Below are 14516 nucleotides of genomic sequence, written 5' to 3'. Positions count from 1 at the left end.
CACCAGTAGTTGGCTGAGCCAACTCTTTCTCTTTTTCGGCGGTGCCAATGGACGTTTCTTACCTGCTCGACAGCCTCAACGACAAACAGCGCGAAGCGGTTGCCGCCACGCGCAGCAATATGCTGGTGCTGGCCGGGGCGGGCAGTGGTAAGACACGTGTGCTTGTGCACCGTATTGCGTGGTTGATGACGGTCGAAAACTGTTCGCCGTACTCGATCATGGCGGTGACCTTTACCAACAAAGCGGCGGCGGAAATGCGCCATCGTATCGGCCAGCTGATGGGCACCAGCCAGGGCGGGATGTGGGTAGGTACCTTCCACGGCCTGGCGCACCGTCTGCTGCGCGCGCACCATATGGACGCCAATCTGCCGCAGGACTTTCAAATCCTCGACAGCGAAGATCAACTGCGCCTGCTGAAGCGCCTGATTAAAGCGATGAACCTGGACGAGAAGCAGTGGCCGCCGCGCCAGGCGATGTGGTACATCAACGGCAAAAAAGACGAAGGTCTGCGCCCGCATCACGTTGAAAGCTACGGTAACCCGGTGGAGCAAACCTGGCAGAAGGTATACCAGGCCTATCAGGAAGCCTGCGACCGCGCCGGGCTGGTGGATTTTGCTGAGCTGTTGCTGCGCGCCCACGAACTGTGGCTGAATAAGCCACATATCCTGAATCACTATCGCGAGCGCTTCACCAACATCCTGGTGGACGAATTCCAGGATACCAACAGCATTCAGTATGCGTGGATCCGCCTGCTGGCCGGGGACACCGGTAAAGTGATGATCGTCGGCGATGATGATCAGTCGATCTACGGCTGGCGCGGGGCGCAGGTTGAAAATATCCAGCGCTTCCTGAATGACTTCCCGGGGGCACAAACGATTCGTCTGGAGCAAAACTACCGCTCGACGAACAACATTCTGAACGCGGCCAACGCCCTGATTGCCAATAACTCTGGCCGCCTTGGTAAAGAGCTGTGGACCGACGGCAGCGACGGCGAACCTATCTCAATCTATTGCGCTTTCAACGAACTGGACGAAGCCCGTTTCGTGGTTAACCGCATTAAAACCTGGCAGGAAAACGGCGGTGCGCTGGAGCAATGTGCCATTCTGTACCGCAGCAACGCCCAGTCGCGCGTGCTGGAAGAGGCGCTGCTGCAGGGCAGTATGCCGTACCGTATTTACGGCGGGATGCGCTTCTTCGAACGTCAGGAAATCAAAGACGCGCTCTCCTATCTACGCCTGATGGCCAACCGCAACGACGATGCAGCCTTTGAACGCGTGGTGAATACGCCAACCCGCGGTATCGGTGACCGCACGCTCGACGTCGTGCGACAGACCGCGCGTGACCAGCAGCTAACGCTGTGGCAATCTTGCCGCCTGCTGCTGCAGGAAAAAGCGCTAGCTGGCCGTGCTGCCTCTGCGTTGCAGCGCTTTATGGAGCTGATTGACGCGCTCGCCCATGAAACTGCGGATATGCCGCTGCACGTCCAGACCGACCGGGTAATTAAAGATTCAGGCCTGTTCATCATGTATGAGCAGGAAAAAGGCGAGAAAGGCCAGACCCGAATTGAGAACTTAGAAGAGCTGGTGACGGCCACGCGCCAGTTCAGCTACAACGACGAAGACGAAGATCTGATGCCGCTGCAGGCTTTTCTCTCCCATGCCGCGCTGGAAGCGGGGGAAGGCCAGGCAGATACCTGGCAGGATGCCGTGCAACTCATGACGTTGCACTCAGCCAAAGGTCTGGAGTTCCCGCAGGTGTTTATCGTGGGGATGGAAGAAGGCATGTTCCCGAGCCAGATGTCCCTCGACGAGGGTGGGCGCCTGGAAGAAGAGCGCCGTCTGGCCTACGTGGGCGTAACCCGCGCAATGCAAAAGCTGACGTTGACCTATGCGGAAACGCGCCGCCTGTACGGGAAAGAAGCCTACCATCGTCCGTCTCGCTTTATCGGCGAGCTGCCCGAAAACTGCGTGGAAGAAGTACGCCTGCGCGCAAGTATCAGCCGTCCGGTCAGCCATCAGCGGATGGGTACTCCTCTCGCCCAGAACGATTCTGGCTTTAGCCTGGGGCAGCGCGTGCGTCATCCTAAGTTCGGCGAAGGGACTATTGTGAACCTGGAAGGCAGCGGGGAGCACAGCCGCCTGCAGGTGGCATTCCAGGGGCAGGGAATCAAGTGGTTAGTTGCCGCTTATGCGCGCCTGGAAACCGTGTAACCTACAGAAATTAATTACAATTTTTAGTGTGTGGGCTACCCTTAATATGTCACTGGCATGAACTTGTTCAGCCGTGTCCCGTTGCGTGTTGACGCCATATTAGTGGTGGCGTAACATGCGCGCACGAATACGCTAAGAGGACACTCGCCTTGGACACACCCAGTAGATGCTGGCTCAATAACCTGTCATCCAGGTACAACTTCTAAGGCTATCCTCTGATGCTGATAGCCTTCGTGGTTGTCAGCGACCTCGTGTATTTTCATTCCGTCGCCCCTTGAGTCAGACTGTTTAATGGTCTGAAACCTCTATTGTTTCTGTCTGTGTGCCAACCGAATTGTCCCTGATCTTTTTTTGCATTGGGAGTCCCGGTCATGCTGAGCGCATTTCAACTGGAAAATAATCGCCTTGCCCGCATTGAGCTGGACGAGACGGATACCCTTGCCAATTCGGTATGGGTCGATCTCGTCGAGCCGGAAGAGAGCGAGCGAGAGCGAGTGCAAACGGAACTTGGTCAAAGCCTGGCAACCCGACCAGAGCTGGAAGACATCGAAGCGTCCGCGCGGTTTTTTGAGGACGAAGATGGCCTTCACATCCACTCCTTTTTCTTCTTTGAAGATGCCGATGATCACGCCGGTAACAGCACGGTCGCTTTTACCATTCGTGAAGGTCGCTTGTACACGCTGCGTGAACGTGAGCTACCTGCGTTTCGCCTTTACCGCATGCGCGCCCGCAATCAGTCCATGGCGGACGGCAACGCGTGGGAGCTGCTGCTGGATCTGTTTGAAACCAAAATCGAACAGCTGGCGGATGAAATCGAAAACATTTATAGCGACCTGGAACAGCTTAGCCGTGTGATCATGGAAGGGCATCAGGGCGACGAATACGACGCCGCGCTTTCGACGCTGGCGGAGCTGGAAGATATCGGCTGGAAGGTTCGTCTGTGCCTGATGGATACCCAGCGCGCGCTGAATTTCCTGGTGCGTAAGGCACGTTTGCCGGGCAGCCAGCTGGAGCAGGCTCGCGAAATCCTGCGAGATATCGAATCCCTGCTGCCGCATAACGAATCTCTGTTCCAGAAGGTGAACTTCCTGATGCAGGCGGCGATGGGCTTCATCAACATCGAGCAGAACCGCATCATCAAAATATTCTCGGTGGTTTCGGTTGTTTTCCTGCCGCCAACGCTGGTGGCGTCCAGCTACGGGATGAACTTCGAGTTTATGCCTGAGCTGAAGTGGAGCTTTGGCTACCCCGGCGCGATCATCTTTATGATGCTCGCGGGCTTAGCGCCCTATCTCTACTTTAAGCGTAAGAACTGGCTTTAAACCGGCTGCGGCTTTCGTCCTGAAAGCCGCATCTGTCGATAGCATTTATTATCTTGTCTTTGCGATTATCTTGAGGGGCAGTTGCTTCTCAGCTCTAGTACTGTGCGAATTGACCATTTATTTTCATGACTTATTTCGGGATTGTCACGAATGTGATCCATCAGGTAATTTCTACAGGAGTATTCCTTTTGATCATTAGTAGAGTTGACATAACTCTCCTGATAATCAAATGTGGCCGTGTCGTCCATCCCTCGGGCGAGTAACCAAATGATTAAATTTTCTGAGCCATATCTGAATATATAGCTTAATAGATCTATTTTACTGTTCCTCCAAACGTGATGATCTGAGCTCAACAGCTCGATATTTAGAAAGTTTTTATTTTCCTCAATCTTTTTCATGATTTTTTCATCTGCATGGCTTAAGACACTTGTTGCCAAAAGCAGGTTTTCATTTTTAGTAGAATGATATGGGAAGGCGTAATTAATAAAGGTTATATTGCCGTAATCTATTGCGTTTATGATATCTTGCTCATCTATTTTTATGTAGTTAGTTAATTCTGGATGTTTTTTGATAAGGAAGTTAAAGCGCTCTACGAACCATGTATTTTTAGCTGAATAGCGGTTGTTTATTTCGGAAGTGATTTCTTCTACAAGATTATTTTTATCACTTTCATTGAGTTTATGATAATAATCAGCGTAGAGTAGGTTTAATAGTGCTGTGTTTGTATTTTCACGAAGTAATGCGTTTTTGTAAAAAATTATAAACTGAAATGGGACATGTTTCGTCTCGGTGCTTCCAGCCATACAGTCCAGCATAAAGGCAAACGATTTTGCAGGATAAGTTTCAACCTCAGCCATTTCGTTTAGATAATCAAAAGTGATACTATTATTTGAGCATTCATCATTAAATACTTGCTGAAGTTTTTGTATATTCCCTTGTTCCAAAGCAGAAAAAACCATTGCGCGGTGATCTTGCTTTAATTTTTCTGAAAAGCAATAAGAATTATATACACAAAGTGATAAGCTAAACAGTATTATGTACGTATAAATGTCAACTTTTTTGGGTAGATTAATTAACAATGACAAAGAGGCTGGAAGGAAAGTTATCAGACCCATGGTGATAAAAAAAATCGTATGGGAGCTATAGGGCAAACTATTTGGTGAGAAAAAATAATAGAGTATGTTAACTATTATCAAAACATTGACAGATAATATTATTTTGATGAATATAATTTGTTCTCTTTTCTTAAAAATACCATAAATAGTGATTAGTGTATAAATAAAAGGAGTTGTATAGATAATTGCTATAATTGCAAGGAATATATAAAAATCGCTCGATGATGAAAACATTTATTGTCCTTAAATATTATTAATCCATTAATTTTTTACATTATCATGAATAATTCTTCGTCACTACTCCGTATATTGATTTGTGCCTGCTGCTTCACAGGCACATTACCTAAAAAATTGAACTTATAACGGTTAGCGTATTTTATACCTTACGTAGACGCCGCTGGGTATAAATCGCATCGGCAATAAACAGCGCCAGCGCCGCCCAGATAAAGCCAAAAGTAATCAGCTTATCCTCCGTCACCACTTCGCCGTAGAACGTCACCGCCAGCAGGAACATCAGCGTCGGCCCCAGATACTGGAAGAAGCCCAGCGTTGAAAGGCGCAAGCGGGTCGCGGCGGCAGTAAAGCAAAGCAGCGGCACCGTGGTGATCACCCCGGCGGCGATAAGCATCAGGTTCAGCGTCCACGGGTTCATTCCCATATGGCTGGTGGCACTGTCGGCGATGCCGAACAGGTAAATGCCCGCGATCGGCAGCAGCCACAGCGTTTCAAAAAGCATCCCGGTTTGTGCATCTACGGCAATCTTTTTGCGGATCAGGCCATAGAAAGCGAAGCTGAAGGCCAGACCCAGGCCGATGATCGGCAGCGAACCGAAAGTCCAGAGCTGAACCAGCACGCCACAGAAGGCCAGCAAGACAGCGACCCACTGCATCCGCCGGAAGCGTTCACCCAAAAAGATCATCCCCAGCAGCACGTTCACCAGCGGGTTGATGAAGTAACCCAGGCTGGCTTCCAGCATGTGCTGATTATTCACCGCCCAGATATAAAGCAGCCAGTTACCGCCAATCAACACGGCGCTTAACGCCAGCGCGAGGATCTTTTTACGGTTCTGGCAGGCGCGTTTAACCTGCGGCCACTGGCGGCAGACAGTGATCAGCGCCAGCATAAAGAAGAATGACCAGATAACGCGGTGGGTCAGGATTTCGGTGGCCGGTACGTAGTGAATCAGTTTGAAATATACCGGCGCGATGCCCCAGATAAAGTAGGCCGTCAGGGCAAGTAAGATCCCCTGACGTGTCTGTTTCGGATCCATGAAGAAAACTCAGCAAAAAAATAGTGAGCAAATAATAACAGGGTTTACATCCTTACCCTACCATGTAGGTAGCCGTTGCGCTGGCAATGTGCAGTTGATCCTGGTTATGCAGCTCTACTCGCGCTACCGCAACTTTGTTACCGGCGCGCAACAGGCTGCTGCTGGCCGTGAAGCGCTCTCCGCGGCCCGGACGCAGATAATCCACGCGCAAATCGATGGTGCCCATTTTGGACAGACGTTGACGAAGCTCGTCTTCGGTGATGGTGTCGTGGCGAGTCAGCGTACTGCCTACGCAGACCAGGCCAGCCGCCACGTCCAGCGCGGAGGCAATAACGCCGCCGTGCAAAATACTTTGTGCCCAGTTGCCCACCATCATCGGTTGATTATTAAAACTCAGCTGGGCGAACGCTTTTTCGTAGCGCTCCAGCTCCAGGCCAAGTGCGCGGTTAAACGGCATGTGATACACGAAGATTTCGCCCACCAGCTTGAGGGCGGCTTCTGTGGTCAATACGGGGGAAGACATCGTTCATTCCTCGAACAAATAACGAATAAGTTAACAAGATGTGTAGTTTATGCTTCTCAATTGTTGCTTTCCACTTTCGGAACCGCAGAGACGTGCTTTGGGGCATCCTGCGGTAAAATGTTTGGTGATAAATATTTAGACACTTTTTGTTATGGAGAACGGGACTAATGCTGAAACCTTTGGGGTGGGGAGTAGCCGCGATGCTGCCCTTGACCGCCTTCGCACAAGAAACCACCATCGATAAGATTCACGACAAGCCCGCGGTGCGAGGCAGCATCATTGCTAATCTGCTGCAGGAACATGACAACCCTTTCACGCTGTACCCGTACGACACGAATTACCTGCTGTATACCTGGACCAGCGATATGAACAAAGAGGCAATCAGCTCTTATGACTGGGCCAGCAACGCGCGCAAAGACGAGGTGAAGTTCCAGCTCAGCCTGGCCTTCCCGCTTTGGCGCGGAATTCTGGGGGATAATTCAGTGCTGGCCGCCTCCTATACCCAGAAATCCTGGTGGCAGCTTTCCAACCGCAATGAATCCTCCCCGTTTCGTGAAACCAACTATGAGCCTCAGCTATTCCTCGGTTTCGCAACGGAAGCAACGTTTGCGGGCTGGACATTGCGGGACGTCGAGTTTGGCTATAACCACGATTCAAACGGTCGTTCTGACCCAACCTCGCGCGGCTGGAACCGCCTGTACACCCGCCTGATGGCACAACACGGCGACTGGCAGGTGGAAGTGAAACCCTGGTATGTGGTGGGAAGCGTTGAGGATAACCCTGATATCACCAAATACATGGGTTACTACCAGCTTAAGGTGGGCTATGCGCTGGGCGATGCGATTTTCAGCGTGAAGGGGCAATACAACTGGAATAGTGGCTACGGTGGGGCAGAATTTGGCGTGAGTTACCCGATCTCGAAAAACGTTCGCTTCTATACCCAGGTCTATAGCGGCTACGGTGAATCGCTCATCGATTACAACTTTAACCAGACACGGGTTGGCGTAGGCGTTATGCTAAACGATCTTTTCTAAAGCATTGCAGTTTCTCTTCCAGGCGCTGAAAATGGCGCCTGAATTTTAGGTAGTGGGGATAGCGTGGCACAGGCGGAAGTAATCAATCAGGCGTCGCTGGCGAGACAGGTTCTGCAGGATACCTTTGGGTACCAACAGTTCCGCCCGGGTCAGGAAACCATCATCGACACGGTGCTGGAGGGGCGTGACTGCCTGGTAGTGATGCCAACCGGCGGTGGTAAATCCCTGTGTTATCAAATTCCTGCCCTGGTGTTTGGCGGCCTGACCGTAGTGGTCTCACCGCTGATTTCCCTGATGAAAGACCAGGTCGATCAGCTGCTGGCTAACGGCGTGGCGGCGGCCTGCCTTAACTCGACCCAAACTCGCGAACAGCAGCTGGAGGTGATGACCGGCTGTCGCACCGGGCAGATTCGCCTGCTGTATATCGCCCCTGAACGCCTGATGATGGACAACTTCATCGACCATCTCAGCAACTGGCAGCTTTCGATGGTGGCAGTGGACGAAGCCCACTGCATTTCGCAGTGGGGGCACGACTTCCGCCCGGAATATGCTGCCCTTGGTCAGCTTCGCGAAAGATTGCCTGCCGTCCCCTTTGTTGCATTAACGGCCACGGCGGACGACACCACCAGGCTCGATATCGTGCGCCTGCTCGGGCTCCACGACCCGTTTATCCAAATCAGCAGCTTCGACCGGCCGAATATTCGCTACATGCTGATGGAGAAGTTTAAGCCACTCGATCAGCTCACCCGCTATATTCAGGAACAGCGCGGTAAGTCCGGGATTATTTACTGCAACAGCCGGGCGAAAGTGGAAGACATCGCCGCCCGACTGCAAAGCAAAGGTATTAGCGCTGGCGCTTATCACGCGGGCCTGGAGCACCAGGTGCGCGGTGAGGTGCAGGAAAAATTCCAGCGTGACGATCTGCAAATTGTGGTCGCGACAGTCGCTTTTGGCATGGGCATCAACAAGCCGAACGTGCGTTTTGTCGCCCACTTCGATATCCCCCGCAACATTGAATCTTACTATCAGGAAACGGGCCGCGCCGGGCGCGATGGCCTGCCTGCGGAAGCGATGCTGTTTTACGATCCGGCGGATATGGCCTGGCTGCGTAAATGCCTTGAAGAAAAAGCACCGGGACAGCTGCAGGACATCGAGCGCCATAAGCTCAACGCCATGGGCGCGTTTGCCGAAGCGCAAACCTGCCGCCGTCTCGTGCTGCTGAACTACTTCGGCGAAGGCCGCCAGCAGTCATGCGGCAACTGTGATATCTGCCTCGATCCGCCTCGTCGCTATGACGGCCTGATGGACGCGCAAAAAGCGCTGTCCTGCATTTACCGCGTCGGCCAGCGCTTTGGGATGGGCTACGTGGTTGAAGTGCTGCGTGGTTCTAACAATCAGCGTATCCGTGACCTTGGCCACGATAAGCTGAAGGTTTACGGCGAGGGCCGCGAGCACACGACTGAGCATTGGGTCAGCGTGATCCGCCAGCTCATTCACCTCGGCGTGGTGACGCAAAATATCGCCGCGCACTCAGCGCTGCAGCTCACGGAAGCGGCACGTCCTTACCTGCGTGGTGAAGAGCCGCTGATGCTCGCGGTGCCGCGAGTAGTTGCAATCAAGCCTCGGGCCAGCCAGAAAGTCTTCGGTGGTAATTACGATCGCAAGCTGTTTGCCAAACTCAGAAAGCTGCGCAAATCCATCGCGGATGAAGAAAATATCCCGCCTTATGTGGTGTTTAACGATGCGACGCTGATTGAAATGGCGGAGCAGATGCCGCTGTCTCCCGGCGAGATGCTGGGCATTAATGGGGTGGGGACGCGTAAACTTGAGCGCTTTGGCCGCCCGTTTATGACGCTTATCCGCGACCACGTTGACGGCGTGGATGAAGAGTAGCCTGCCGCGAGGAAAAGTGGCAGGATAATGACTCTTCGAATTATCTGCACGCGAGCTATTCCCTATGTTAATGCTATTTCTGACCGTGGCGCTGGTGCACATCGTTGCCCTGATGAGCCCGGGGCCTGACTTTTTCTTTGTTTCCCAGACTGCCGTAAGCCGCTCTCGCAAAGAGGCGATGATGGGCGTGCTGGGGATCACCGCTGGCGTCATGGTTTGGGCAGGCGTGGCGCTGCTAGGCCTGCACCTTATCCTCGAAAAAATGGCCTGGCTGCATAACATCATCATGGTCGGCGGCGGGCTGTATCTTTGCTGGATGGGCTATCAGATGCTGCGCGGCGCATTCAAGAAAGAAGTTAAAAGCGAAGAAGCGCCGAAAGTCGAGCTGGCGAGCGGTGGGAAGAGCTTTGTGAAAGGGCTGCTGACGAACCTGGCTAACCCGAAAGCGATTATCTACTTCGGCAGCGTGTTCTCGCTTTTTGTTGGCGACAACGTGGGCAGCGCCGAGCGCTGGGGCCTGTTTGTGCTGATCGCGATTGAAACCTTCGCCTGGTTCACTATCGTGGCGAGCCTGTTCGCCTTACCAAAAATGCGTCGCGGCTATCAGCGCCTCGCCAAATGGATTGACGGCATGGCTGGCGCTCTGTTCACCGGGTTTGGTATTCACCTGATCATCTCCCGATAATCAGGCCTGGCGCGCTCCCGCAAGCAGCGCGCCAACCAGCATAAACAGCGAGCCAAAGACCCGGTTCAGGGCTTTCATCTGGCGCGGCCCTTTAATCCAGGCGGCAATCCGTTTGGCCAGGGTCGCATAGCCAATCATCACAATAATATCGACGACGACTGTGGTAACACCGAGCACAACGTACTGCATCGCCTGGGGCTGATGCGGGACGATAAACTGCGGAAACAGCGCGGCCAGAAACACGATGCTCTTTGGGTTGGTCAGGTTAACAAACACCGCTCGCTTGAACAGTTTGCTGCGCGGTTGCGTGGTGGCCAGCGTGTTTAAGTCCAGTGCACCAGCGGCTCTCCATTGCTGGATGCCCAGCCAGATAAGATAGGCAACGCCCGCCCACTTCAGCACTTCAAAGGCCAGCAGCGAGCGTGAAAACAGGGCCCCAAGCCCAACGCCGACCAGCACAATATGCAGCGCCAGCCCGGTTTGCAGCCCGGTAATTGACGCTGCCGCTCCGCGATAGCCGTGGCTGATAGCGGTAGTCATGGTATTGATGGCACCGGAGCCGGGGGAAAGGCTAAGAATTATTGTGGTTAGCAGATAGGTAAACCACCACTCGAAGGTCATGCGAAACTCCCTGAACGCGCGCTTTTATGCCACAATACGCTATTGTTGATAAGCGTGCCACGGGCCATAAAAAAACCACAGATACCTGATGCCGACCCCTATGTCTCAGCATAAAAATGGATGGTTAGAACGCGAAGGCGCATTTGCTGCTTTTGCCACGGGCCCACTGACGCACTTCTGGCGCAAGCGGGAAGAGCGTGAATTTACCGGCGTGGACGACGTGCCGGTTCACTACGTTCGCTTCTGTTCACCGCAGCACGATCGCGTGATTGTGGTCTGCCCTGGTAGAATAGAAAGCTACGTGAAATATGCTGAGCTGGCGTATGACCTGTTCCACAGCGGTTTTGATGTGTTGATCATCGACCACCGTGGGCAGGGGCGTTCAGGACGGATGCTGTCGGACACTCACCGTGGCCACGTCGTCAACTTTAGTGACTATGTCGAAGATTTTGACCGTTTTTACCAGCAGGAAGTGGCGTCAGGGCACTGGCGTAAACGCTACCTGTTGGCCCATTCGATGGGCGGCGCCATTGCCGCGTTATGGTTACAGCAAGCCCCGGGCGCTTTTGATGCGGTCGCGCTCTGCGCCCCGATGTTTGGTATTATCCTGCGCTGGCCGGAATGGATGGTGCGTCATATTCTTGACTGGGCCGAAGGGCATCCACGTATTCGGGAAGGATACGCCATTGGGACGGGCCGCTGGCGCGCGCTGCCGTTTAGCGTTAACGTCCTGACCCACAGCGAAGAGCGGTACCGCCGCAGCCTGCGTTTTTATGCTGATGAGCCAGCATTGCGGGTGGGCGGGCCAACGTTCCACTGGGTACGAGAAGGGATCCTCGCCGGAGAAAAGGTGTTAGCAGGAGCCACTGCCATCACCACGCCGATCTTTTTACTCCAGGCGGAAGAGGAGCGAGTGGTCGATAACCGCGCGCACCGGCAATTCTGCGAAATTATGGCCGCGGCGGGCCACCCTTGTGAGGGGGAAACACCTTACGTCATTGAAGGCGCGTATCACGAGATCCTGTTTGAGAAGGACGCTATGCGAGCCAGAGCATTGTCTGCCGTGCTTGAGTTTTTCGACCGGCATAACTAATTGAAATATCTCTCCAGAGGCTGAATATCCCTATGTACCACGTCGTTGCTTCAGATTTAGATGGCACCTTGCTGTCTCCCGATCATTTCCTCTCCGCTTACGCGAAAGAAACGTTAAAACTGCTCACCGCTGAAGGCGTTAACTTTGTTTTTGCCACCGGCCGTCACCATATCGATGTGGCGCAAATTCGCGACAATCTTGATATCAAGGCGTACATGATCACCTCGAACGGCGCTCGCGTGCACGATACCGACGGCAACTTGTTCTTCTCTCACGATCTCGACCACGACATCGCTCAGGACTTGTTTGGCGTGGTGCATAACAACCCGGACATCGTGACCAACGTCTATAAAGGCGACGAGTGGTTTATGAACCGCCACCGCCCGGAAGAGATGAAGTATTTCCAGGAAGCCAAATTCAGCTACACCCTGTTTGAACCGGGCCTGCTGGAAGCCGACGGCGTCAGCAAAGTATTCTTTACCTGCGACGATCACGACACGCTGCTGCCGCTGGAACAGGCGATCAACGCCCGCTGGGGTGACCGCGTGAACGTCAGCTTCTCGACGCTTACCTGCCTGGAAGTGATGGCGGGCGGTGTTTCCAAAGGGCACGCGCTGGAGGCGGTCTCGAAAGCGATGGGTTACAGCCTGAAGGATTGTATTGCCTTTGGTGACGGCATGAACGACGCCGAGATGTTGAGCATGGCGGGCAAGGGCTGCATCATGGGCAACGCTCACCAGCGCCTGAAAGATCTGCTGCCGGAGCTGGAAGTCATTGGCACCAACGGCGATAACGCCGTGCCGCATTATTTGCGCAGACTGTTCCTCAAGGCTGAGTGATCGGCAAATGACGAGTGGTTAATCAATGGCCACTCGTCAACTAAATAGTTAAGCCGATGTAGCCTCCTCTCAGTACAATGGCGCAATCTTGTTCGTTGTGGATTGCTCATTGTGCCATTACTCATCATTACCACGATTCTGTGGGCCTTCTCGTTTAGCCTGATTGGGGAGTACCTCGCCGGGCATGTGGACAGCTATTTCTCGGTGCTGATGCGCGTTGGCCTGGCGGCACTGGTGTTTCTGCCGTTCCTGCGTTTTAAAGGCTACCCGCTCAAAACCCTGCTGCTGTACATGCTGGTGGGCGCGCTACAGCTGGGCGTGATGTACCTCTTCAGCTTCCGCGCTTACCTCTATCTCACGGTATCCGAATTCCTGCTTTTCACGGTAATGACGCCGCTGTACGTCACGCTGATTTACGACCTGCTGAGCGGCAATAAACTGCGCTGGGGCTATGCGCTGAGTGCGGGGCTGGCGGTGATTGGCGCGGCGATTATTCGTTACGATAAAGTCAGCGATCACTTCTGGATCGGCCTGCTACTGGTGCAGGGGGCGAACATCTGCTTCGCTATCGGCATGGTGGGCTACAAGCGCCTGATGGAAACGCACCCGATGCCGCAGCACTGCGCGTTTTCGTGGTTCTATCTGGGGGCGTTTATTGTCGCCGTTGTTGCCTGGTTTGCGCTTGGCAATCCGCAGAAACTCCCCACCACGACGCTACAGTGGGGGATTTTGGTCTGGCTTGGCGTTGTCGCTTCCGGGTTGGGTTATTTTATGTGGAACTATGGCGCAACTCAGGTGGACGCCGGCACGCTCGGCATCATGAACAACGTGCACGTCCCGGCCGGGCTGCTGGTGAATCTTGCCATCTGGCAGGAGCAGCCCCACTGGCCGAGCTTTATTATTGGGGGAACGGTAATAATGGCCTCGCTGTGGGTACATCGCCGATGGGTCGCTCCGCGTTCTTCACAAACGGTAAATGGTCGCAGGCGTGCTGGCGCGTCGAGCGAATAAACGCCTCGGTCACCGGCTGGCGCTGTTCGCCGTCACGTACCGCGGCGTAGAGGCGGCTCCATAAACCTTCACCCAGGGTTCTGGTCACAATCAGGCCCTGGTGCTCGAAGCTTTCCACCACCCAATGCGGCAGGGCGGCAATCCCCATCCGCGCCGATACCATCTGAATCAGCAGCAGCGTGTTATCGACGTTTTTCAGCGACGGGTTAACCCCTGCTGGCTGCAGGAAATGACGCCAGATATCCATACGCTCACGCTGTACCGGGTAAATAAGCAGCGTTTCAAGCGTTAAGTCTTCAGGCTCAATGCTCTCTTTCTTCGCCAATGGGTGGTCGGTCGCCATCACCAGGCGCACTTCAAAATCAAACATCGGCGAATAATGTAGCCCGCTGCGCGGCAAAATATCCGATGTCAGAACGATATCCAGCTCGCCCTGCTGCAGCGCAGGCTGTGGATCAAACGTAACGCCGGATTTAAAGTCCATCTCCACCTGCGGCCAGTGCTGGCGGAAATTTTCCAGCGCAGGCGTCAGCCACTGAATACAGCTGTGGCACTCAATCGCAATGCGCAGCCGGGTTTGATGCGGCTCATTGCAGGCCTGCAGGGCGCGGCCAATCTGCGGCAACACTTGTTCCGCCAGCTGCAGCAGGATCTCCCCCTGCGGCGTGAAGCGAAGTGGCTGACTTTTACGGATAAACAGGCGGAAGCCGAGCCGCTGCTCCAGATCGCTGAACTGGTGAGAGAGGGCCGACTGAGTCTGATGCAGGGCGGCAGCAGCGGCGGCCAGCGAACCGCTGTGTCGTAACGCTTGCAGCGTCCGCAGGTGTTTAATCTCGATCATGAAAGTCCTTCACTTCGGCATGAACAAATTGCGCTTGAGGATTATACAGTACCTGCTGA

The 14516-nt window shown here is 53.8% G+C and carries 14 protein-coding genes; 9 read left to right on the top strand and 5 right to left on the bottom strand.

Annotated features, from left to right (window positions below; all coding sequences use genetic code 11):
- The first annotated feature begins 47 nt into the window (after positions 1 to 47).
- The 3 genes from uvrD (at position 48) to corA (ending at position 3532) form a co-directional block, all read left to right on the top strand.
- The gene (gene uvrD, locus F3J28_RS21145; RefSeq protein ID WP_008455510.1) at positions 48 to 2210 is read left to right on the top strand and encodes a DNA helicase II; all 2163 of its coding nucleotides are present in this window, start codon (positions 48 to 50) and stop codon (positions 2208 to 2210) included.
- A gap of 149 nt (positions 2211 to 2359) precedes the next feature.
- Complete coding sequence (gene ysgD, locus F3J28_RS22560) at positions 2360 to 2416, top strand: YsgD/CorL family protein (protein ID WP_353591484.1); 57 nt, start codon at positions 2360 to 2362, stop codon at positions 2414 to 2416.
- Between the two features lie 165 nt (positions 2417 to 2581).
- On the top strand, positions 2582 to 3532 hold the full coding sequence (gene corA, locus F3J28_RS21140) for a magnesium/cobalt transporter CorA (protein WP_039289228.1): 951 nt from the start codon (positions 2582 to 2584) through the stop codon (positions 3530 to 3532).
- Between the two features lie 65 nt (positions 3533 to 3597).
- Here the strand turns inward: corA and F3J28_RS21135 are convergent, their stop codons facing one another.
- The 3 genes from F3J28_RS21135 to yigI all read right to left on the bottom strand — a co-directional run bounded on the left by F3J28_RS21135 (position 3598) and on the right by yigI (position 6440).
- Complete coding sequence (locus tag F3J28_RS21135) at positions 3598 to 4881, bottom strand: hypothetical protein (protein ID WP_166879516.1); 1284 nt, start codon at positions 4879 to 4881, stop codon at positions 3598 to 3600.
- 142 nt (positions 4882 to 5023) lie between these two features.
- Complete coding sequence (gene rarD, locus F3J28_RS21130) at positions 5024 to 5917, bottom strand: EamA family transporter RarD (RefSeq protein WP_166879513.1); 894 nt, start codon at positions 5915 to 5917, stop codon at positions 5024 to 5026.
- Positions 5918 to 5969: 52 nt separating this feature from the next.
- The gene (gene yigI / locus F3J28_RS21125; protein ID WP_008455502.1) at positions 5970 to 6440 is read right to left on the bottom strand and encodes an acyl-CoA thioesterase YigI; all 471 of its coding nucleotides are present in this window, start codon (positions 6438 to 6440) and stop codon (positions 5970 to 5972) included.
- 167 nt (positions 6441 to 6607) lie between these two features.
- Between yigI and pldA the strand changes: the two genes are divergently transcribed.
- From pldA to rhtC, 3 genes are all read left to right on the top strand, one after another.
- A complete protein-coding gene (gene pldA / locus F3J28_RS21120) occupies positions 6608 to 7474 on the top strand; it encodes a phospholipase A (RefSeq protein WP_034807964.1) in 867 nt (288 codons plus the stop codon).
- A gap of 63 nt (positions 7475 to 7537) precedes the next feature.
- Positions 7538 to 9367, top strand: coding sequence for an ATP-dependent DNA helicase RecQ (recQ, locus tag F3J28_RS21115; RefSeq protein ID WP_039299290.1), 1830 nt, complete (start codon positions 7538 to 7540; stop codon positions 9365 to 9367).
- A 64-nt stretch (positions 9368 to 9431) separates the two neighbouring features.
- Positions 9432 to 10052: a threonine export protein RhtC gene (rhtC, locus tag F3J28_RS21110; protein WP_166879511.1), complete on the top strand. Its 621-nt coding sequence runs from the start codon at positions 9432 to 9434 to the stop codon at positions 10050 to 10052.
- Here the strand turns inward: rhtC and rhtB are convergent, their stop codons facing one another.
- Complete coding sequence (gene rhtB / locus F3J28_RS21105) at positions 10053 to 10673, bottom strand: homoserine/homoserine lactone efflux protein (protein WP_008455495.1); 621 nt, start codon at positions 10671 to 10673, stop codon at positions 10053 to 10055.
- 100 nt (positions 10674 to 10773) lie between these two features.
- Here rhtB and pldB point away from each other — a divergent pair, with 100 nt between their 5' ends.
- The 3 genes from pldB (at position 10774) to F3J28_RS21090 (ending at position 13616) form a co-directional block, all read left to right on the top strand.
- Positions 10774 to 11766 carry a lysophospholipase L2 gene (gene pldB, locus F3J28_RS21100; RefSeq protein WP_166879508.1) on the top strand — a complete coding sequence of 331 codons (993 nt, stop codon included), beginning with the start codon at positions 10774 to 10776 and terminating at the stop codon, positions 11764 to 11766.
- 32 nt (positions 11767 to 11798) lie between these two features.
- Positions 11799 to 12605 carry a sugar/pyridoxal phosphate phosphatase YigL gene (yigL, locus tag F3J28_RS21095; RefSeq protein ID WP_166879505.1) on the top strand — a complete coding sequence of 269 codons (807 nt, stop codon included), beginning with the start codon at positions 11799 to 11801 and terminating at the stop codon, positions 12603 to 12605.
- A gap of 111 nt (positions 12606 to 12716) precedes the next feature.
- The gene (locus F3J28_RS21090) at positions 12717 to 13616 is read left to right on the top strand and encodes a carboxylate/amino acid/amine transporter (protein ID WP_166879503.1); all 900 of its coding nucleotides are present in this window, start codon (positions 12717 to 12719) and stop codon (positions 13614 to 13616) included.
- On the opposite strand, the gene metR is transcribed toward F3J28_RS21090, so the two are convergent.
- A complete protein-coding gene (gene metR / locus F3J28_RS21085) occupies positions 13504 to 14457 on the bottom strand; it encodes an HTH-type transcriptional regulator MetR (RefSeq protein ID WP_166879500.1) in 954 nt (317 codons plus the stop codon). The genes F3J28_RS21090 and metR overlap by 113 nt on opposite strands.
- Positions 14458 to 14516: the final 59 nt, after the last annotated feature.

The sequence above is a fragment of the Enterobacter sp. Ap-1006 genome, assembly GCF_011752835.1.
In the GTDB taxonomy this organism is placed as follows: Bacteria; Pseudomonadota; Gammaproteobacteria; order Enterobacterales; family Enterobacteriaceae; genus Cedecea.
This window is presented reverse-complemented; position numbering and strand designations above follow the sequence as displayed.